Source organism: Sorangium sp. So ce128 (assembly GCF_051525245.1).
GTDB lineage: Bacteria > Myxococcota_A > Polyangia > Polyangiales > Polyangiaceae > Sorangium > Sorangium cellulosum_B.
On the sequence record NZ_CP150313.1, the window covers coordinates 12932193 to 12951361 of the forward strand.

A 19169-nucleotide genomic window follows, 5' to 3' on the forward strand; every position below is an offset into this window, starting at 1 on the left:
GGGCGCAGGCGCGACCCTTCTCACCCCGGGTCCACCGGGAACGTCAGGCCGATCCCGGCGATCGCCGCGACGGCCGATGTCTTCCACCGCGCGGCCGCGCCGGCCGTGAGCAGAGGGCGCGCCAGGACGACGTGCAGCTCGAGGAAGCTGCGCAGCTGGAGGTACCGCGCGATGCGCCACTCGGCGCCGCCGCGCGCGCCGGAGGTGAGCAGCCAGAGGACGTCGTCTTCCGCCTGGGTGACGCTCTCTGAGACGGGCGCGCGGACAGCGCCCAGCTGGAAGACGTTGCACAGGAAGACGTCGTCCCGGTGCCTGCAGAGCGACATGACCCCCAGCCCGACGCTGATGCGCCGCGGCCCGGCGCTCGGCAGATCGCTCGGAGGGCCGCCCAGCGCGACGAGCGCCCGCGCCTCGAGCGACACGGACACGTCGGACCAGCGGAGAGCGGCAGCGGGCGAGAGGCCGAGGCCCGCCGTCGGTGTCAGGCCAAATGCCAGCACGGACGACGCGCTGAACTCGCTGTGCACGCGCGGCTGCGGCGCGCGCTGCGCGCCGTGGGCGTAGGCCGGAGCCGGCAGGGCGAGGCCCAGCGCGATCATCAAGGGGATGCGACCAGGGTTCGGCATCCCGCGCACCGTAGGAGCGCGCTCCGGCGCGACGGAATCCGGAGCGGGCGCCCTCGCGAACAAACCGCCGCTCGCGCGCCATTGCGTCGAGCGGCGCTATTTCCTCGGCTCGCCGTCTTTTTTTGGATCTCGGACGCGACGGGCTAGCGCGCCCTGCGGCGCGCGGCCTCGCAGAGGGCCGAACGGAGGGGATCGCCGGGGAGATCGGGCGGCAGCTTCTCCTCGCAGGCCACGTCGGGGTTCAGCGGATCGAGCGCCGTGCCCGCCGAGAAGGCGCGGTCCCCGTCGGGGCCTCCGTGGAGCAGCCCGTGCAGCGACCACCACCGGCCGTAGCGGCTGTGCACGTCCTCCACCCGCTCGACGAGGGGCGACGCGCTCGCGCGCTCGCCCGACGCCAGCAAGGCGGCGGCGAGGAAGCAGCGCACCGCCGGCTCGTGCGGCGCGAGCGCCTGCGCGCGCGCGTGCTGGACCGCGGCGGCGGCGTGGTGGCCGCGGTCGTGGAGCAGCTGGCCGAGCCGCACCCGCTTGCTCACCTCCTGCCGGTGCGGCATGTCCGCGCCGGGCGCGAGGTCGAGCGGCACGTCGGCCGGCACGCTGGCGAGGTAGGCGCGCCAGCGCTTGTCCCAGGCCGCGAGGTCCGCGCCGGAGATCTCGGCGATCGCCCGCTCGAGGTCCGCGTCGCTGCTCGCGTCCTTGAGCCGGCGCAGGAGCTGCGGCAGCGCCGTGTCGCCCGCCTCCCTCGTCCAGTAACGGATGAAGCTCGCGACCTCGGCGAACACGACCGCCGCCTCCTCCGCGCTCGGGAGCATCGCGATCGAGGGGCCGATCTTGTCGAGCGGACGCCCGAGGCCCCTCTGGATGCCCAGGAAGGCGATCGCGTCCGCGGACGGTACGTCGTCCAGCGGGTCGGGCTCGCGCCAGCGGACCTCCTCGCGCTTGGCCACGCCCTCCTGCAGCCACAGCGGGGCGTTGTCGCGCGTCCCGCGCGACAGGGCGAGGTGGGTTATCTCGTGCGCGAGCGTGTCCAGCCAGGGGTAGCCGCTCGGCGTGGCGCGCGGCGAGAGCATCGTCACCCGCCCCCACTTGGCGATGGCGACCGTGCCCGTCGTCCGCGCCGCGTCCTCGGGCAGCCCCGTCATGGCGGAGAGCGTGAACTGATCGCGGACGAGATCGATCCGCAGCGGCCGGAGGAGCTCGACGCCGAGGTCCTTCGCGAGCACGTCGCGCGTCCTCGCCGCGACGTCGACGAGGAGCGGCACGAGCGCGCGATCGTCGTCGTCCTGGAGCCGCACCCAGACGCCGCGCTCCTCGTCGTTCACGACGACCGTCGCCGCGGTGGCTCGGGCGCAGCCGCGCGCGATGTCCCCGAGCGCCGCGCCCTCGGCCGTCGCCGCGAGATCGGGGCGCGCGAGGATCGCCGAGGCGGCGTCGCAGTCGCCCTCGTAGATGGCGAGGCGGCCGCGCTCGAGCGCGAGCGCGAGGTCCGCCGGATCCGCGTCCTTCAGGGCGTCCCGCGCCGCGGGGACGTCGATCTCCAGGATCGCGGCCCGGGCCCGCGCCGCGCGATCGAGATCGCCGACCGTGAGGCGTCCGGACGCGGTCGCCGACGCCGTCGCGAGCGCGGCGAGGATCGCCGCCCGGAGGCCGCGCCTCGCGATCGCCGTCGCCCCGCGCCGAGCCGTGGCCGCCCCACCGCCTGTGCGCGTCATTTCAGGAGCCCCTCCGCGTAACGCTTGACCGCCTCTCGCAGCCGCGGCTCCGAGGTCCCCCCGAGCCCCTCGAGCACGCGACGGCGGAACTCCTCGGGGCCCTTGTGCTTGTCCTTGTCCGGGATGTCGGCCTTCCTCGCCATGTTTCGATCCCCTTCCGACTCGGCGTCGCCGTCCTGACCCTGGTCCTCGCTGCGCGACATCTCGAGCAGCCGCTGCGCGTCGCGCTGGCGCTCGTTGCCGCCCTCGCCGTCCCCCTCGGCGAGGGCGCGCTGGGCGTCGCGCATCGCCTGCTCGGCCTCGTCGAGGCGATCGAGCATCTCCTCGGGCATGCGGCCGTCGCCGCGCTCGCCCCGCTTGCGGAGATCGCGCGCGCGGTCAGCGAGCGACCCCTCGCGCTGGCTCGACTTTCCAAGGCCGTCCCGCGCCCGCTCTGCCGCCGCCTGCCGCAGCTTGCGCAGCGCCTCCTCGGCCCAGGCCAGCTCCTCGGCGAGCGCCTGCTGCGCCTCGCCGGCCTCGCGAGCGGCGCGCTCCTCGGGGAAGAAGCTGCCGGCTTGCGCGCCGAGCCGCTTCGCGTCGCCCAGCGAGCGCATCGCGCCCCGGCCGCTCGTCACCGCTTCCTCGGGGCGGCCCTGCTCCAGCGCGCCGGCCATCGCCTCGGCCTGCTCCCTGCCAGCCGCCGCGGCGGACTCGGCCGAGCCCGGCGCCGCGCCCGGCTGCGGCAGGTCCCGCACGGCCTCTCGGATCGCCTCCGCGTGCTTCTTCGCCTCCTCCCGGAGCGCCGCGATGTCCTCGGGCCGCGACGCGCGCGAGAGCTCCTCGGCGACCGCGTTCGTCTCGGCGGCGTGATCGCGCGCGAGCTCCTCGAGATCCCGCTCGCTCTGGGCGACGCTCTCGTCGGCGTTCGACGCGTCCCCGGGGTCAGGCCCGCGCGGCGCGCCCGACTCCACCCCGCCGCGGCCGCCGCCGCCGAACGAAGGCTCCGGCCGCCTGAGCCGCGCTGCGAGGTCGCGCGCCGAAAGCTCGGCGTGCAGCCAGTCGCTGGCGCCGCGGGCGCGCGCGATCCGGCGCAGGTCGTTCGCGACGATCTCGCCGAGGTCGAGGCCGAGCTCGCCGAGCTTGCCGAGCTCGACCCCCCCGCCGCCCAGCACCGCGACGGCCGCCTCCAGGCGGACCTCGCCGCCCTCGCGGTCGCCGCTGCCCAGGAGCTCGGCCGCCGCCGCCGCCTCGTCCGCGACGTCGGCGAGCCGCTGCGCGACGGCCCGGGCGTCGCGGTGGCCCAGGCCGCGCAGGCCGGCGTCGAACGCGAGCAGCGCGCCCTCGGTCTCGTCGAGCAGCTCCTGGTGCGCCGCCCGGGTCGTCGACTTCCGCTCGGCGGCGAGCGCCGTGTCGAGCCGGGCCAGCTGACCTCGGGCGAGCGACGCGACGCGCCCCCGCACCCGCAGCCCGCCGTGATCCGCGGAGAGCGCCGACTCGACCGCCGCCTTGGCCGTCGCCTGCACCTCGGCCTCGTGCGCCGCGTGTGCCGCGTGCGCCGCGGCGCCGCCCGCCTCCGGCGTCCTCTGGTCGATGCGGTCGGCGAGCAGATCCGTGAGGGCGTCGCGCGCCTTCACGAGCGCGGCGTAGCGCCGCGCCTCGGGCTCGCCCACCTGCGGCGGGACGACCAGGATGGCCTCGCTCCTGCCCCACTTCGGGCCCTCGATAGGATCGTTGTCCCGCGCCTCGATCCGCACCTCGACGGGCACGTACGTCCTGCGGAAGAAGGGATCGCGCGCCCGGAGCTCGTAGCCTCCGCGGTCGACCTTCGCGTCCGCCGCCGGCCGCGAGAGCACCCGCCGCTCCTCCTTCGCTCCGGCGCGCAGGACGAGATCGACCTCGCGCAGGCCGTGATCGTCGGTGATCTCGTAGCGGAGCGGGATGCTGGGCTCGTCGAGGAGCTTCACCGTGCGCGGCGCGCCCTCGAGCGTGACGCGCGGCGCGTCGTCCGGGATCGACACGACGCGCTGCGCGTCGGCCTGCCGGACGCGCACCTGCCCGAAGCGCGCGGCCGCCTGGAGGGTCGTCGACTCGCCGAGCGTCCAGCGGGCGACGACGCTGCCCTTGCCGTCGTCGACGAACGGCACCTCGGCGCCGCCGTCCGTCAGCACGAGCGCGCGCCCCGCGCGGACGGGGCGGCCGCGCACCGTGATCACGGTCCCTCGGGGCTGCATCGTCGGGGCGAACGGCAGGAGCTCCTCCGCGCCCTGGTGCAGGTACTCGGGCGGCGCCGCCGTCATCTCGACCTCCTCGATCCACGGCAGATCGAGGGGAGCCTCGCCGCCGCGGGCGGCGAGGACGTCCAGCCCCTCGACGACGCGCGACGGCTCGATCGCCGCCGCCGCGAGCGCCGCCGCGCCGAGGGCGAGGCCCGCGCTCGCCCACCGCGTCGCCGCCTGGCGCGCGCGCTCGACGACGCGCGCCTGCGAGGCACGGCCGAGCAGCCGCCGGAGGTGCAGGCCGGCGAGCTCCGGCGAGCCGACGCGATCGTCGGCCGCGGCGCGATCCGCGAGCGTGAGCGCCCGCAGGGTGGCGGCGCCGAGCGCCTCGTCTGTGCGACCGATGATCTCGCGCACCGTGCGCCGGGCGTCGCCGCGCCGCCGCCGCACGAGGATGGCCCGCGCGGCGATCGCCGCGAGCAGCAGCGCGAGCCCGGCGCCGGCGAGCCCGCGGGCGAGCGGCGACCCCACGCGCGCCACGTGCGCCGCGCCGAACAGCCCTGCGCAAGCGGCCGCGGTGAGCGCGCGGCGCGCGGAGGGGCCTACCTCCGCATCCCAGACGGAGCGCAGCCGCGCGATGGACAGGGCCGGCGCCTCGTTATCCATGAAGAGGCAAGGGTAACCGGCGGGAGGAGGTGGTCCAGCGGATCGGTGGGATCCCCCGGGAAGCGGGAGCCCGGGCGATCAGACGTCGAGCTCGCCGTCGGTCATGAACCAGCTCTCCGCGTCGAGCAGCACGCGCCGCAGCTCGTCGGGGAAGGCGGGATCGAGGTGGACGATGAGCCACCGCGAGCCGACGTTCGGCGGGTGGGGGCGGGAGAAGAACCCGAGCGCCCGCAGGCGGGCGCTGAACGAAGGGGGCGTCACGAGGAGCATGCCCACGGAGACGTGCCCCTCTCGCCGCATCGCCTGGCAGAACTCGAGCAGCAGGGCGTCCAACGTGGGGCCGTTGTCCTCGCAGAACAGGTCGCTGATCTCGACCTTGTTGTTCCGCACCGAGTAGACGGCGTAGCCGAGCAGCCGCCCGTCGTGCCGGTCGAGCATGCAGAAGAAGCGGTATCGGACGTTGCCGAGCTGCGCATAGCGCCAGTTCAGGAACTGGGCGCTCCGCTCGCCGACGACCGGCCAGGGCTTCGCCCGCGACCACAGCGCGTCGAAGCGGTGATCGGCGGCGTCCACGAGCTCGGTGCGCACGCGGCTCCCCTTCGCGAGCAGCGCGGCGGTGTCCCGGAGCGCCATCGAGGCATCGAGGGCGCTGCCCGCGGCCCGGACCAGGAGGTTGTCCGGCTTCACCGTCGCCCGCTGGATGGCGCGCTCCGCCGCGGTCGACAGCGCCTGCGCGAGCGGGGCGGGCGGGGCGCCCGGCTCCGCCGCCTCCCAGAGCGCGCGCCAGCGAGGGTGGGGGACCGCCGACGCGGCCCGCTCGGCGACCCGCTGCACCACCGCGCTCACGATGTTCCGCTGCTCGCCTGCCGACGAGGCAGCGAGCTCGTTCAGCTTGTACGCGGCCATCAGGGGCCGGACCCAGATGATGGAATCGGCGATCTTCTTGTAGCCGGCGCGCTGGAAGATCGGGAATGAGGCCTTGTTGGGGAAGCCGAACACGAAATCGACCCCGGCGTCACGGCAGCCCCTCGCGAGCTCTCGCTGGATGCTCATGGCGGCCCCCGCGATGCGGTGCGCCTTGGTCACGCCGAAGTCGCCGAGCACGCCGGCCTTGAGCTTGCGCCCGTCGACAACCAGGTCGCGCGGATAGAACGAGCCGCTCCCGATGATCTCCCGCTCCGGTCCGTGAAAGCCCATCCAGGTCCGCGGGGGGCCGGCCGGGTTCTGCTCCTGGAACCAGCGCATCCGCCGCTCCACGAGCTCCTGCGATACCTCGCCGTGGGCGAGGTTCTCTTTCCAGAGCTGCGCGAGGACGTCCCTGTGCTCTTCCGGCTGGACGCGGGCGGCGCTGTAGACCTTCTCCATGGCTTTCCGGTGCGCTCTCCTGGCGCGGCAGAGCGGCGCGCCGCGCCCGTCATGGCCGAAGGCGGCGAGGGCGTCAATCGCGCCTGGCGGCGCGGCGAGGCGTTCCGCGCTGGGCACAGCGACGCCCGCGCGGCGAAGGCGTCATCGCGGAACCGGAGTACACTCGCGCGATGTCTCGCCGCGCCATCGCCGCCGTCGCCTGGCTCTCGTTGCTGTTCGCCCTGGCTTGCAGCTCCGCGCTGCCGCCGCCCCCTCCAGACGCCTCGCAGGCGAAGAGCAGCGGCGCCCCCGCGCGGCAGCCGGGCCCAGCCGCTGATCCGGGAGCGACGTTCGACGACGAGGTGATGGTCGCGGACGGCGACCCCGGTCCGGTGCCGGTGACCCGCGCGGATCCGGCGCGCGGCAGCCGGCTCGCGCCCGTGACGATCGTCGTGTTCTCCGACTTCGAGTGCCCCTTCTGCAAGCACCTGGGCGGCACGCTGAGGCAGCTGGAGCAGCGGTACGGCGCGGAGCGGCTGCGGGTCGTGTGGAAGAACTTCCCGCTCGCCTTCCACAAGCAGGCTCGGCCGACGGCCGAGGCCGCGATGGCGGTGTTCGCGCACGCCGGTCCCAAGGCCTTCTGGGCGTTTCACGACGCCATCTTCACGGCCGACGAGCGGCTCTCGCCGGAGGTCCAGGCCACCGCGCTCCGGCGGGCCGGCGTGACCCCCGGCCAGATCCCGCAGCTCGTCCAGCAGAGCAGGGCGGCGCAGAAGGTCGACGGGGACATGGCGCTCGCCGGGCGGCTCGGCGTGAACGGCACGCCGGCGGCGTTCATCAACGGCGTCCTCCTCGTCGGCGCGCAGCCGGCGGAGCGGTTCGCGGAGATCATCGACGCGCAGCTCGCCGCGGCGCAGGCGCTCCGCGCCGAGGGGACGCCGCCGGAGAAGATCTACGCGGCGCTCGCGAAGAAGAATTTCGCTCCTCCTGCCGAGGAGCCCGACGACGCCGAAGAGGAAGGCGACGGCGGCGTGGTGCACCTCGTGCCCGTCGGGGACTCGCCCGTGCGCGGCGCGGATACGGCGCTCGTCACGATGGTGCTGTTCAGCGACTATCAGTGTCCGTTCTGCAGGCGGGTCACGCCGACGGTCGAGAAGCTCAGGGCGCAGTACGGCGACAAGCTGCGCGTCGTCTGGAAGGACCACCCGCTCCCGTTCCACCCCCGGGCCGAGCCCGCTGCAGAGCTCGCGCGCGAGGCCCGCGCCCAGAAGGGAAACGACGCCTTCTGGCAGGCCAACGATCGCCTCCTCGCCGGCGAGGCCGCCCTCGACGACGCCGCCCTCGAGGCCGTCGCCGCGGACCTCCGGCTGAACGTCAACGCGGTGAAGCGCGCCGTCGCCTCGCACAAGCACGCCGCCAAGATCGAGGCCGACGTGGATCTCGCCGACGATCTCGGCGCCCAGGGGACCCCGCACTTCTTCATCAATGGCCGCAGCCTCGTCGGCGCGCAGCCGATCGAGAAGTTCCAGGCGATCATCGACGAGGAGATCGCCAAGGCGGAGGCGATGGTCGTGGCCGGGACGCCGCGCGCGAAGGTGTACGAGGCCATCCAGAAGCAGGCGGTCCCGCCGGCGCCGCCGCCGAAGGTGTCCGTCCCGCCGGCGCCCAAGGGCCACCCCAGCAAGGGCGCGGCTGCGGGCAAGGTGGTCATCCAGGTGTTCTCCGACTTCCAGTGCCCTTTTTGCGCGCGCGCCACCGCCACGATGGACGAGCTCATCAAGGCGTTCCCGGGCAAGGTCCGTGTCGTCTACCGCCACCTGCCGCTCCCCTTCCACCCGGAGGCGCAGCTGGCCGCCGAAGCGGCCATGGAAGCGCTCGCGCAGAAAGGGCCGGCCGGCTTCTGGAAGATGCACGACCTGCTCTTCAAGGCTCACGACGCATCGAACCTCGACCGCGCGGCCCTGGAGCAGCACGCCGCGAGCCTCGGGCTCGACGCGGCGCGCTTCGCAAAGGCGCTCGACGAGCACACCCATCGCGCCGCCGTCGAGGCCGACGCGCAGGCCGCGCGGAGCGCCGGCATCACCGGGACTCCCGGGTTCGTGATCAACGGTTACCTGGTCAGCGGAGCCCAGCCGCTCGCGAAATTCAAGAAGGTAGTTCGGCGCGCCCTCGGCGAAGCGAACTGAACACGACCTGAACACGCGCGACACGCGCGTCCCGGCGGCGCGCGCTCCGGCTCCGGGCTCCAGGACCTGCGCTCCGAGCGATCTGGCGCTCGGCTCACCATGTGCGTTTCCCGGGGCGCCTCCATCGATATTGCGCTTCGAGCTCGTGATAGCCTGTCGCAATGCCCAAACCGCGCGGTCGAGGGACATCGGCCGAACCCAGGCGCACCGTCAAGGCATCGAGCGGATCCGCGCGCGCGCGGCGTCATGGCAAGGCGGGCGAGCGCGGGGGCGCGAAGGCGGGCCCGCCGGCCGCGCTGCGCGACGGGCAGGAGCGGGGGGCGCCCGCAAGCTCGCGCGCCAGGCCCAGGAAGGCGAAGGGCGCGACCTCGCTCGTGGAGGCCGCCGTCGCGAAGCGACCGGCAGCGCCGGGGAAGCGCGCGGCGGCCGAGCCACCGGCGGCGCCGAGGATGCGCCCCCCGAGAGCGCGCGCTGGCGAGCAGGCCAGCGCCGCGCCGCCGAAGCGCCGACCCCGGAACGCGAAGGCGAAGAGCGGAGCGGATGACGCGGAGTTCTCGCCGCCCCGGCCGCCTGAGCTCGACTGGGACGACACGCCCTCTGAAAGCGCCGAGGAGGTCCTCGCCCAGCGCTGGGCGGCGCGGGGGGAGGAGCTCTTCCAGCAGCTCGAAGGCCACGGCGCCGCGCTCCACGAGTACCGCGCCGATCTCAAGGAGGGGCGCTTCGTCTGGATCGCGCCGAGCGGGCGCGTGTCCGCCGAGGCGAGCGCGCGCCTCCTGTGCAGCTGGTCGTGCGCGACCTCGGTCCTGGTCATGGCGTGGGCCGACCCGCTCGCCAGCGGCGCCGGGATCGAGCGCATCGACGGGATGCCCGCGGAGCAGGACGGCATCGACGAGCAAGGCGCCTGGCAGATCGCGATGAGGGCGGCCGACGCCTGCAACGCCGCATACCTCTATCGCGTGTCCTCGCCGCAGGCCTGGTACTTCCTTGCGCTCGACGGGCTGACGTTCTCACCGAAGCGCACTTCGTTCCATCCGGGCGCGCCGGTCTGCCTCGTGCTGCGCGCCATCGGCGAGGTGCGCGAGGCGATCGCGTCCCGCGCCGAGCCCGCCGACGTCGTCCGCGACAGGATCTCGGCGCTCAGCGACTCGCTGTTCCACCAGGCCAGGTATGCCTATCGCGACACCGATTGGGTCGCGCGCCTCGATCGGACCGGCTCGTGCCTCTCGCACCTCGCGAAGCGCATCCCACGCGCGGGCTTCAGCGCGATCGCCGCGGGCCAGCGCATCGACGAGTGGCTCGAGCGCGAGCTCGCGGTCGAGCTGATCAACGCGCTCTCGCTCATCGAGGACGAGTGGAGCCTGTTCGGTTGATGGGGCGCTGACGGGCGCGGTCGAGCCGTATCGCGGTCAACCCCCCGCCCCTCGTCGCGTCGCGCGCGGCCGAGCCCGCGCCGCGCGGCACCGCTCTTGAAGGGGTCGCAGGAGCGGACGTGAGGGGAGGGGGCGATGGGGCGAGCGAAGCTGTTCGAGGATCGCAGGGACGCGGGGCGCAGGCTCGCGCAGCTGCTCTCGGGGTACAGGAGCGAGGCGCCGCTCGTGCTCGCCCTGCCGCGCGGCGGCGTCGAGGTGGGCTACGAGGTGGCGCGCGCGCTGGGCGCGCCGCTCGATGTGTGGATCGTGCGCAAGCTCGGCGCACCCGGGCAGCCGGAGCTCGGCGTGGGCGCGATCGCCGAGGGCGGCGAGGTGTACATCGATCGGGGCCTCGTCGCGATGCTGGGGATCTCCGAGGCGGAGCTCGCCGAGATCGCGGAGCGGCAGGCCGCCGAGGTGGAGCGCGGGGTGCGCCGGTACCGGGGCGACAGGCCGATGCCCCGCGTCGAGGGGCGGACGGTGATCGTCGTGGACGACGGCATCGCGACCGGCGGGACCGTGCGGGCCGCGCTGCGCGACCTGCGCAAGCGCTCGCCGAGGCGGCTCGTTCTCGCCGCGCCGGTCGCCGCGCCGTCGAGCCTGTCGTCGCTCAGCCGCGAGGTCGACGGCATCGCTTGCATCGAGGAGGATCCGGGCCTCCAGGCGATCGGCGCCTACTACGAGGATTTCTCGCAGACGTCGGACGACGCCGTCGCCACGCTGCTCGCCGAGGCGCGGCGCGAGGTCCCGAGGCCGGAAGGGGCGGAGCGGCCCCTCTTCGTCGAGGCAGGGACGGCGGCGCTGCCCGGGGACCTCGCGATCCCCGAGAGGGCGGGCGGCCTCGTGATCTTCGCGCACGGCAGCGGCAGCAGCCGCAGGAGCCCTCGCAACCGCTCGGTCGCGGAGGCGCTCTGGCGGTGGGGGCTGGCCACGCTGCTCTTCGACCTGCTCACCGACGAGGAGGAGGCGGAGGATCGCCGGAGCGCCCACCTCCGCTTCGACGTCGATCTGCTCGCGCGGCGGCTGCTCGGGGCGACGGACTGGGCGCTCGCGCGCCCCGAGCTCCGTCACCTCGCGGTCGGCTACTTCGGCGCGAGCACCGGCGCGGCGGCCGCGCTCATCGCCGCGGCGGCGCGGCCGCGCGTCGTGGGCGCCGTCGTGTCGCGCGGCGGCAGGCCCGACCTCGCGGGCGCGGCCCTGGCGATGGTGCGCGCGCCGACGCTGCTCATCGTGGGCAGCGCGGACACCGAGGTGCTGGCGCTGAACCAGGCTGCCCTCGACGACCTCGCGGGCCCGCGCCGCCTCGCCGTCGTGCCTTCCGCGACGCACCTGTTCGAGGAGCCGGGCGCGCTCGCGGCGGTCGCCCGGCTCGCCGGCGAGTGGTTCGCGCAGCACCTGATCGCGCGAGGAGCCGAGGCGAGGGCGTGACGCGCCGCCGGCGGCCTGCGCAGGCCGAGGCGAGCGCGCCGCCGGCCGGCGCCCGGCGCGAGCGCTGGCCGGCGCGGCGCCTACCTGGAGAGCCAGACCGTGTACGCGTGCGGCATGAACGGCGCGTCGTCGGGATCGAAGGGGAGGCTGCGGATCATGCTCCCCGCGTTGACGCCCACGACGAGCAGCCCCGAGAGCCCGTCGAGCCCCACCACCGTGCGCTGCGCGCGGCTGCTGCCGAAGACGCCGGCCACGTCGACGCGGCCGGCCTCGGCGCCGTGCGCGTCGACCTTCACGATCGCCCAGCGGAACAGCGCGGGCAGCTCCCAGTCGGCCACGAAGGTGATCTCGGCCGTCCTGAGATCCGGCCGAGCGGCCGCGTTCTCCGCCGAGAGATCGAGCCAGAGATACGTCGCGCCGGTCGGCTCGATCGGGCGCAGGGGCGCGACCCGCCGCGGGAGAGTGGCGTAGGGCAGCGACCACTCGAAGCGAACCCGGCCGAAATCGCCGAAGCGCTCGGCGTCGGAGAGGTGCGCGCCGTCGCTGCGGCTGCCCAGGAACGCTCGCGCGATGGCGAACTCGAGGAGCAGGTCGTCGAGACCCTCGCCGCGCGATCGCAGGGACGCCCGGAGCGCATCGAACGTGTCGGGCTCGGCGTGGAAGCGCGCCGCGCCCGCGGGCGTGGACTGCGCCGCGATGGCGAGCAGCGACGTCGCGACCTGCGCCGGCGTCCCGGTGCCGTACGCGTCGTCGAGGTACCACGGAAAGAGCAGGCCGCCGTCGAGCGCGCCGAGCGCCGCGCCGGTGAGCGCCCGCTCGGGCGCCCGCTGGAAGGCGTCGACCGCGGCGAGCTCCTCGGCCGCGCAGGGCGCCGCGATGGCGGCGAGGTAGCTCGCCGTCATGGCGATCGCGCCCTCCTCCGCCCCGGCGTCGAGGCGCATGGCGACGGCGGCTCCGAGCGCGTAGGCCGCGTCGGACGCGCTCGCGCACCCGCCGCGCCCCGGCGCTGCGATGATGGCGAACGCGCTCGCGGCGTCGAACCGCTCCCCGAGCGCCCGCAGGTCGTGCCCCACGCGCGTCGGGCCGCGGCGCGGGCCGCGCTCCAGGTAGAGATCGTACGCTGGGCCGCCGCCCCGCGCGCCATCGGGGAGCGGGCGCGGCAGACCGAGCGCGTCGTAGGCCCGCATCGCGGCCTCCAGGTGGGTGAGGCTCTCGAGGAGGGCGGCGCCGGGGACGTCCGCGGGCGCGTGCACGCAGACGGGCAGCGTGAAGGAGCAAGCGCGTTGTTGGACGTCGCGGACATCGCGGAGGTCGCGCTCGTCCGGGCGCTGCACCGGCGAGACCACGGGTCGGCCCTCGGCCGGCGGGGCGGCGGCCGCTGAGGCGCCGTCGTCGGAGGGCGCCCCGGCCTGCGCGCTCGCGACGGGCGAGGGCGGCTTGGCCGACGTCGCGTCCGGCGCGCGCGCCGCTGCCGCGGGGGGGCCGCCGAGGGCCGCGCCCAGGGCGAGGACCACCAGCGCCCTGGGCGCCGTGCGTCGCAGCGCGGGCGCTCGCTCTGGTCGCGCGGCTGGGGCGCGTGTGGGGAACGGTCTCATGGGGAGCGCACTTGGTATCCGGAGATCCGCCGGCGAGTCTGACCCGGCGGCTTCGCGCTAGCTCATCGCACGAGCGACCGCCCTTGCCCATGCTCGCCAACGTCGGTCCTGCGCCCCCCGCCGGCCCGCGCCGGGAGGGCCCCGGCGGCGGCGTGGCTCATCTCGTCCCAGAGCGGGAATGCGGGGGTGTCTGGACCCCGATCTCACCGGATCGAACTCCTGGTATCGTGTGCGCCCCTCGCCCGCCTCCCGGGCGGGGGCGAAAGCCCAGGACGATTCAATGACCCATCCGCTTCACGACATCTTGCTCCCCGACAGCCGACACGACTTCTTCCCCGTGGTGATCGAGATCCCGAAAGGATCGAAGTGCAAGTATGAGCTCGACAAGAAGACGGGGCTCTTGATGCTCGACCGCGTGCTCTACTCGTCAGTGCACTACCCGGCCAATTACGGCTTCATCCCTCAGACGCACGCGGGCGACGGCGACCCGCTCGACGTCCTCGTCATCATGCAGGAGCCGGTCGTGCCGCTCACGATCGTGAGGGCGCGCGCCATCGGCGGCTTCTTCATGCGCGACGACAAGGGCGTCGACGACAAGATCATCGCGGTCGCCGTCGACGACCCCTCCGTGGCCCATTACCTGACCCACGAGGAGCTGCCGCCGCACGTGACCAAGGAGCTCATGCGGTTCTTCATCGACTACAAGACGCTCGAGAACAAGCTCGCAGAGGTAGATACGATGTACGACAGGAACCGCGCCCTGGAGGTCATCGAGGAGTCCGTCGCGAGCTATCGCTCGATCAGCGCCTGGTCCAAGGGCTGACGCGGCTGGCCCTGGGGGCCCGGTTGCAGCGGCGCACGGATGGATCGCGGAAGCGGTGGATCGCCCTTCCTGGACCCCTCGGCGTCCACCCCTCGCAACCTTCGAAAAAATCCAGAAACCGGGCATAGCGGCGCGAGGTAACCCCGCGAGAACACTCGGCACGAGGGTTGCTTTACCGCCCGCCGTGGATCGCTTCTCGACGCTCATGGACGACGAAGGCCTTGCCCAGCGGCTCGCCCAGAGCCCTGAGGTCGAAACGCGCCTGGCGATCCAGCGGCTCCGGCTCGGCCTCGGATCCGGTGGGGGGTCGAGCTCTCTGGCGTGGCGGGTGACACCGTGAGTCGGCTCAACGCGGAGCGTCGAACTCGACTTCGCTCCGGGGAGAGCCGCCAAGGGCCCACCATGACGCATACAGGCGAGCGGGCAGGGCAAAGACGCTGAAAACGACGCTGAAAACGATTCGAACGCGGCGAACGCAATCAACGCAAACAACACAAATGACGCGGACGATTCGGTGACAGGCCATTGAAGCGCGCGGGTATGCGCATGGATTATCGAGGCGACACCGCTTGATCGGGGCTTGACAACATGAGAGACATCAGCTTTTCTCAAGCAATGATGAGCACGCTTAATAGCTTAGTTTCGGCGAAAGCGTGTCGCCGCTACTCCGCAGTGGCGCTTCTCCTCGCCGGCCCGCTCGGTTGCCTGGGCAACCTCGGAAATCCCGACGGGACGCCCTCCGAGACCAGTAGCAGCGGCGACGGCACCGGCAACGGCAGTAGCAGCAGCGGCGGCGACGGCGGCGGCCCGCCGATCGGCGACCCGCCGGATGTGCCCCCGGAGATCCCGGAGGTGTCGGAATGCGAGGTCGCGGACAAGAGCACCCCGGGCCCGCGCGTGGTGCGTCGCCTGACGGTGGATCAATTTGAAGCCACTGTCCGCGATCTGTTCAAGGACCAGTCCGTCGCGCTTCCGAGCATCTTCAACGATCCGCAGGTGCTCGGGTTCACGGCCGACGCGAACGCGCTGGTGATTCGCGACCTGACGGCCCAGCAGATCATGGATTGGGCCGAGACGACCGCCGACTGGGCGGTGACGAACAAGCTCGCCAGCATCACCACGACGACGTGCAGGACCCTGGATGCGAGCTGCCGGACCGAGTTCATCCGCGACTTCGGCCGCCGCGCGTTCCGCGACAAGCTCACGGACGAGCGCGTCGCGTCCTACGACGCGCTGTTCGGGGCGGAGACGTCGTTCGAGGACGGCGCCAAGGTGGTCGTGGGCGCCATGCTGCAGTCGCCGTACTTCCTCTACCGCCACGAGATCGGGACCGAGGCGAGCGGCTCGGGCGTCTACGAGCTCACCCCGCACGAGATCGCGAGCAACCTCTCGTACTTGCTGACCGGGACCATGCCGGACGAGGCGCTGCTGCAGGCCGCCGACGCGGCTGCCGCCCAGGGCGCCAACCTGACCAGCGAGCAGATCGCCCAGCACGCGCTGCGCCTGCTGGAGGACTCGGCGACAAGGCCGCTCGCCGAGAAGGAAATGATGCGGTTCATGCGCGGTTGGCTCCAGCTGAACCGCCTCGTCACCGCGGTGAAGGACAACACGCTCTTCGATCTCACGGACGCCATGCGCAAGGACATGATGGCCGAGACGCAGGCGCTCGTCGTGGACACCGCGTTCAACCAGAACGGCACGTTCGCCAACCTCCTGCAGGCGGACTACACGTTCATCAACTCCAGCCTTGGTTCGCACTACGGCATCAACGGCGCCGGGGGCACCGAGCTGACGAAGGTGACGCTCACCCCAGGGCAGCGCGACGGGGGCATCCTGGCCCACGGCAGCTTCCTGACGGGGCATGGCAGCGCGAAGCTGTCCTCGCCGACCCAGCGCGGCAAGATGGTCCGCACGCGGCTCCTCTGCCAGCCGCTCGAGCCCCCGCCGCCCGGCGTGGATCCGAACGTCAAGCCCCTGGAGACCCCGGCGACCACGCGCGAGATGGTCGAGCAGCACACGAAGGCCGAATATTGCGCGGGCTGCCACAAGTTGACCGACAAGATCGGCGTCGGCTTCGAGCACTACGACACGTTCGGTCGATGGCGGAACGATGAGAACGGGATCCCCGTCGACGTGACCGGCACGGTCGTCGAGCCGCCCACCGGCGAAGACTTCAATTTCAGCGGTGTCACCGAGCTGGCCGACTACCTCGCGGCGAGCGAGGACGTCAAGGCGTGCATGGTCCGTTACTGGTCGTACTACGCGTTCGGCGGCACCTGGGAGCAGGACGGCTGCACGTACGAGAAGGTCCAGGAGGAGGCCGCGGCGGACGAGTTCCGTCTCAAGAGCGTGTGGCTCGCGCTGACGCGCGCGCCGCACTTCACCCGCAGAGTTCAAGGTCCGTGACCCCACGGCTGCAACCCAAGAACAGATCGGTAGCGAGTGAAAGGATCGGTCATGCGCAGCCACAGTCGTAGGAAGTTTCTCAAGGGTGTCGGGGCCAGCCTCGGGGCCAGTCTTCTGTTCTCTCCCTTCTATGATTCCATCGCCAACGCGGCTCCCGGGAAGAAGCCGAAGCGGCTCCTGATCTTCTTCACCATGGGGACGGCCCCCTCGATCTGGAAGCCCAAGAGCGTCTCCGGCGAGACCCCCACGTTCAGCGAGTCCACCTCGCCGCTCGAGGAGGTGAAGGAGCACATCGTGATGCTGGACGGCCTCCCCAGCGGGAGCCCCAGCAACAACCACGGGTCCGCCGACGGCCTCACCGGGATGGGCTATTACAGCAACGGCCCGTACGGGCTGATCTCGGTCGACCAGTACATCGTCGAGAAGCTGAAGGGCAGCGGGCTGTCGACGCCCATCCCCTCGCTCCTGCTCGGCGCCGCCGTCGAGGGCGGCAAGACGGGGTTCTACAAGGGGACCAACCTGTCGCCCATCGGCTCCCCCACGTCCGCGTACTCGACCGTGTTCACGGGCTTCACGCCGTCCAACAACCAAGGCAGCAACGACAACAGCGCCGCCGAGGCCCTGCTGAAGCGGCGCAAGAGCGTCCTCGACAACCTCACGAAAGAGCTCACGTCGCTCAAGGGAAACCTGGGGAAGGAGCAGCAGTACAAGCTGGATCTGCACCTCGAGTCGATCCGCCAGCTCGAGCAGCGGCTCTCGAACACCATGACCCCGGGAGGCGGAGGAGGGACGGGCACCTGCTCCGTCCCGGGAACGCCGAGCGGCGACATGACCAATGGCTTGAAGGCCAACCAGCTCCATCTGGATATCATCGTCGGCGCGTTCGCGTGCGATATCACCCGCATCGCCGCGATCCAGTGGGGCTCGGATCAGATGATGAACGCGAACCTGAGCGAGATCGGGCTCAGCGGTGAGGAGCATAACGGCATGATCCACACCGGCGCCCCTGCGCACCTCGACCTGATCAAGCTCGAGAAGTGGCTGCACCAGCAGTTCGTCGGCGTCATCAAGAAGCTGAAGGCGACGCCCGAGGCCGACGGCTCCGGGACGCTCCTCGACAACACGCTGGTCGCCTGGTGCCGTGACATGGGCGACGCGCCGAACCACACCCAGAACGAGATGAAGTTCGTCCTGGCGAGCGGCAACGGCGGCTATCTGAAGACGGCCCCTGGCGGCCGGTTCATCAAGAGCGGCGAGCGGCACGAGCGCGTTCTGCTCAGCCTGTGCGACGCGATGGGCGTCACGGACTTCTCCGGCTTCGGGGATCCGGCTCTGGGCAGCAAGTCGCCGCTCCCCGGCATCGCCGCGACCTGACACCGAGGGCGCGAGGCCGCTCGCCGCGACAGGTGCGCCCCCACGCACCTGTCGCGGCGAGCTCCGTTGGCGCGAGATCGGTAGCGTGAAAGGGTCGTTCATGCGCAGCAGTCGTCGTAGAGATTTCCTCAAGGGGCTGGGGGCCAGCGTTGGTGCCGGCTTCTTGTTCAACCCATTCCTCGACTCCATCGCCGAGGCGGCGCCCGGGCGGAAGCCCAAGCGGCTCCTTTTGTTCTGCACGATGGGGACCGCGCCATCGATCTGGAAGCCCACGAGCGTCTCGGGCGAGACCCCCACGTTCAGCGAGTCGACGTCGCCGCTCGCGGACGTGAAGCAGCACGTCGTGCTCGTGGACGGCCTCCCCAGCGGGAATCCGGGGAACAACCACGGCGCGCCCGACGCCCTGACGGGGCTCGGCTTCAGCGACCCCGCCAAGCTGATCTCCGTCGACCAGTTCATCGCGGACAAGCTGATCGCCGCCGGCACGAAGACGCAGATCCCCTCGCTCTTGCTGGGGGCCGAGAGCACGGTGAACGGCGGGAGATCGCCGTATTATCGCAAGGACAACCTGCCGGGCATCGCCTCTCCGACGTCCGCCTACTCCACCCTGTTCGGCTCGGCGATCCCGTCGAACACGTCGTCAGACGATCTCTTGCGCCGTCGCAAGAGCGTCCTCGATCACCTCAAGAACGAGATCAAGGCGCTCGAGGGGAACCTCGGCTCAGAGCAGAAGTACAAGCTGGAGCTGCACATCGACTCGATCCGGCAGATCGAGGAGCGGCTGTCCAACGCGTCGTCCGGCCAGACCGGCGGCTGCAGCGTGCCGACCAAGCCCTCCACCGATCCGGCCAACCCGCTCCAGGCCAACCTGCTCCACATGGATCTCCTCGTCGGCGCGTTCGCGTGCGACATCACCCGCGTCGGCGCGATCCAGTGGGGCTCGGATCAGGCCATGAACGTCGATCTCCCGGACATCGGGCTGAAGGGCGACGAGCACGGCGCCATGATCCACACCGGCGCACCGGCGCACCTCGACCTGATCAAGCTGGAGAAGTGGCTGTCGCAGCGGTTCGTCGACCTCATCAACAAGCTGAAGGCGATCCCGGAGGCCGACGGCTCCGGGACGCTCTTCGACAACACGCTGATCGCGTGGTGCCGCGACATGGGCGACTCGCCGAACCACAACCAGAACGAGATGAAGTTCGTCCTGGCGAGCGGCGAAGGCGGCTATCTGAAGACGGCCCCTGGCGGCCGGTACATCAAGAGCGGCGAGCGGCACGAGCGCGTGCTGCTCAGCCTGTGCGACGCGATGGGCATCACGGATTTCGCCGGCTTCGGCGATCCGAACCTGCGGTCCAAGTCGCCGCTCCCGGGCCTTTCGGCCAGCTGAGGCGGCCGGCGCGCCGCT

General features: G+C 72.4%; 12 protein-coding genes. 7 read left to right on the forward strand and 5 right to left on the reverse strand.

What is annotated here, in order from left to right; genetic code table 11:
- Positions 1–20 precede the first annotated feature (20 nt).
- The 4 genes from WME82_RS49090 to WME82_RS49105 form a co-directional block, all read right to left on the reverse strand.
- On the reverse strand, positions 21–626 hold the full coding sequence (locus tag WME82_RS49090) for a hypothetical protein (protein ID WP_438040952.1): 606 nt from the start codon (positions 624–626) through the stop codon (positions 21–23).
- A 143-nt stretch (positions 627–769) separates the two neighbouring features.
- Positions 770–2335, reverse strand: coding sequence for a hypothetical protein (locus WME82_RS49095; protein ID WP_438040953.1), 1566 nt, complete (start codon positions 2333–2335; stop codon positions 770–772).
- Positions 2332–5196 carry a DUF4175 family protein gene (locus WME82_RS49100; protein WP_438040954.1) on the reverse strand — a complete coding sequence of 955 codons (2865 nt, stop codon included), beginning with the start codon at positions 5194–5196 and terminating at the stop codon, positions 2332–2334. The genes WME82_RS49095 and WME82_RS49100 overlap by 4 nt, the downstream gene beginning before the upstream one ends.
- Positions 5197–5274: 78 nt before the next feature.
- The gene (locus WME82_RS49105) at positions 5275–6561 is read right to left on the reverse strand and encodes a GNAT family N-acetyltransferase (protein WP_438040955.1); all 1287 of its coding nucleotides are present in this window, start codon (positions 6559–6561) and stop codon (positions 5275–5277) included.
- A 170-nt stretch (positions 6562–6731) separates the two neighbouring features.
- On the opposite strand from WME82_RS49105, the gene WME82_RS49110 reads away from it, so the two are divergent.
- The 3 genes from WME82_RS49110 to WME82_RS49120 all read left to right on the forward strand — a co-directional run bounded on the left by WME82_RS49110 (position 6732) and on the right by WME82_RS49120 (position 11563).
- Positions 6732–8726, forward strand: a complete 1995-nt coding sequence (locus tag WME82_RS49110; RefSeq protein ID WP_438040956.1) for a DsbA family protein — start codon at positions 6732–6734, stop codon at positions 8724–8726.
- Positions 8727–8887: 161 nt separating this feature from the next.
- Positions 8888–10096, forward strand: coding sequence for a hypothetical protein (locus WME82_RS49115; protein ID WP_438040957.1), 1209 nt, complete (start codon positions 8888–8890; stop codon positions 10094–10096).
- Between the two features lie 135 nt (positions 10097–10231).
- Complete coding sequence (locus tag WME82_RS49120; protein WP_437743293.1) at positions 10232–11563, forward strand: phosphoribosyltransferase family protein; 1332 nt, start codon at positions 10232–10234, stop codon at positions 11561–11563.
- Positions 11564–11643: 80 nt separating this feature from the next.
- On the opposite strand, the gene WME82_RS49125 is transcribed toward WME82_RS49120, so the two are convergent.
- Positions 11644–13077, reverse strand: coding sequence for a hypothetical protein (locus WME82_RS49125; protein ID WP_438040958.1), 1434 nt, complete (start codon positions 13075–13077; stop codon positions 11644–11646).
- A gap of 361 nt (positions 13078–13438) precedes the next feature.
- Here WME82_RS49125 and WME82_RS49130 point away from each other — a divergent pair, with 361 nt between their 5' ends.
- The 4 genes from WME82_RS49130 (at position 13439) to WME82_RS49145 (ending at position 19151) form a co-directional block, all read left to right on the forward strand.
- Positions 13439–13981 carry an inorganic diphosphatase gene (locus WME82_RS49130; protein WP_272096779.1) on the forward strand — a complete coding sequence of 181 codons (543 nt, stop codon included), beginning with the start codon at positions 13439–13441 and terminating at the stop codon, positions 13979–13981.
- 672 nt (positions 13982–14653) lie between these two features.
- Positions 14654–16387: a DUF1592 domain-containing protein gene (locus WME82_RS49135; protein WP_438040959.1), complete on the forward strand. Its 1734-nt coding sequence runs from the start codon at positions 14654–14656 to the stop codon at positions 16385–16387.
- 51 nt (positions 16388–16438) lie between these two features.
- Complete coding sequence (locus WME82_RS49140; RefSeq protein ID WP_438040960.1) at positions 16439–17761, forward strand: DUF1552 domain-containing protein; 1323 nt, start codon at positions 16439–16441, stop codon at positions 17759–17761.
- A 100-nt stretch (positions 17762–17861) separates the two neighbouring features.
- The gene (locus WME82_RS49145; protein ID WP_438040961.1) at positions 17862–19151 is read left to right on the forward strand and encodes a DUF1552 domain-containing protein; all 1290 of its coding nucleotides are present in this window, start codon (positions 17862–17864) and stop codon (positions 19149–19151) included.
- Positions 19152–19169: the final 18 nt, after the last annotated feature.

Excerpts from the sequence above, each read along its gene's own strand:
- WME82_RS49090 (WP_438040952.1), bottom strand. The coding sequence starts at position 626 with ATGCCGAACCCTGGTCGCATCCCCTTGATGATCGCGCTGGGCCTCGCC.
- WME82_RS49095 (WP_438040953.1), bottom strand. The coding sequence starts at position 2,335 with ATGACGCGCACAGGCGGTGGGGCGGCCACGGCTCGGCGCGGGGCGACG.
- WME82_RS49100 (WP_438040954.1), bottom strand. The coding sequence starts at position 5,196 with ATGGATAACGAGGCGCCGGCCCTGTCCATCGCGCGGCTGCGCTCCGTC.
- WME82_RS49105 (WP_438040955.1), bottom strand. The coding sequence starts at position 6,561 with ATGGAGAAGGTCTACAGCGCCGCCCGCGTCCAGCCGGAAGAGCACAGG.
- WME82_RS49110 (WP_438040956.1), top strand. The coding sequence starts at position 6,732 with ATGTCTCGCCGCGCCATCGCCGCCGTCGCCTGGCTCTCGTTGCTGTTC.
- WME82_RS49115 (WP_438040957.1), top strand. The coding sequence starts at position 8,888 with ATGCCCAAACCGCGCGGTCGAGGGACATCGGCCGAACCCAGGCGCACC.
- WME82_RS49120 (WP_437743293.1), top strand. The coding sequence starts at position 10,232 with ATGGGGCGAGCGAAGCTGTTCGAGGATCGCAGGGACGCGGGGCGCAGG.
- WME82_RS49130 (WP_272096779.1), top strand. The coding sequence starts at position 13,439 with ATGACCCATCCGCTTCACGACATCTTGCTCCCCGACAGCCGACACGAC.
- WME82_RS49140 (WP_438040960.1), top strand. The coding sequence starts at position 16,439 with ATGCGCAGCCACAGTCGTAGGAAGTTTCTCAAGGGTGTCGGGGCCAGC.
- WME82_RS49145 (WP_438040961.1), top strand. The coding sequence starts at position 17,862 with ATGCGCAGCAGTCGTCGTAGAGATTTCCTCAAGGGGCTGGGGGCCAGC.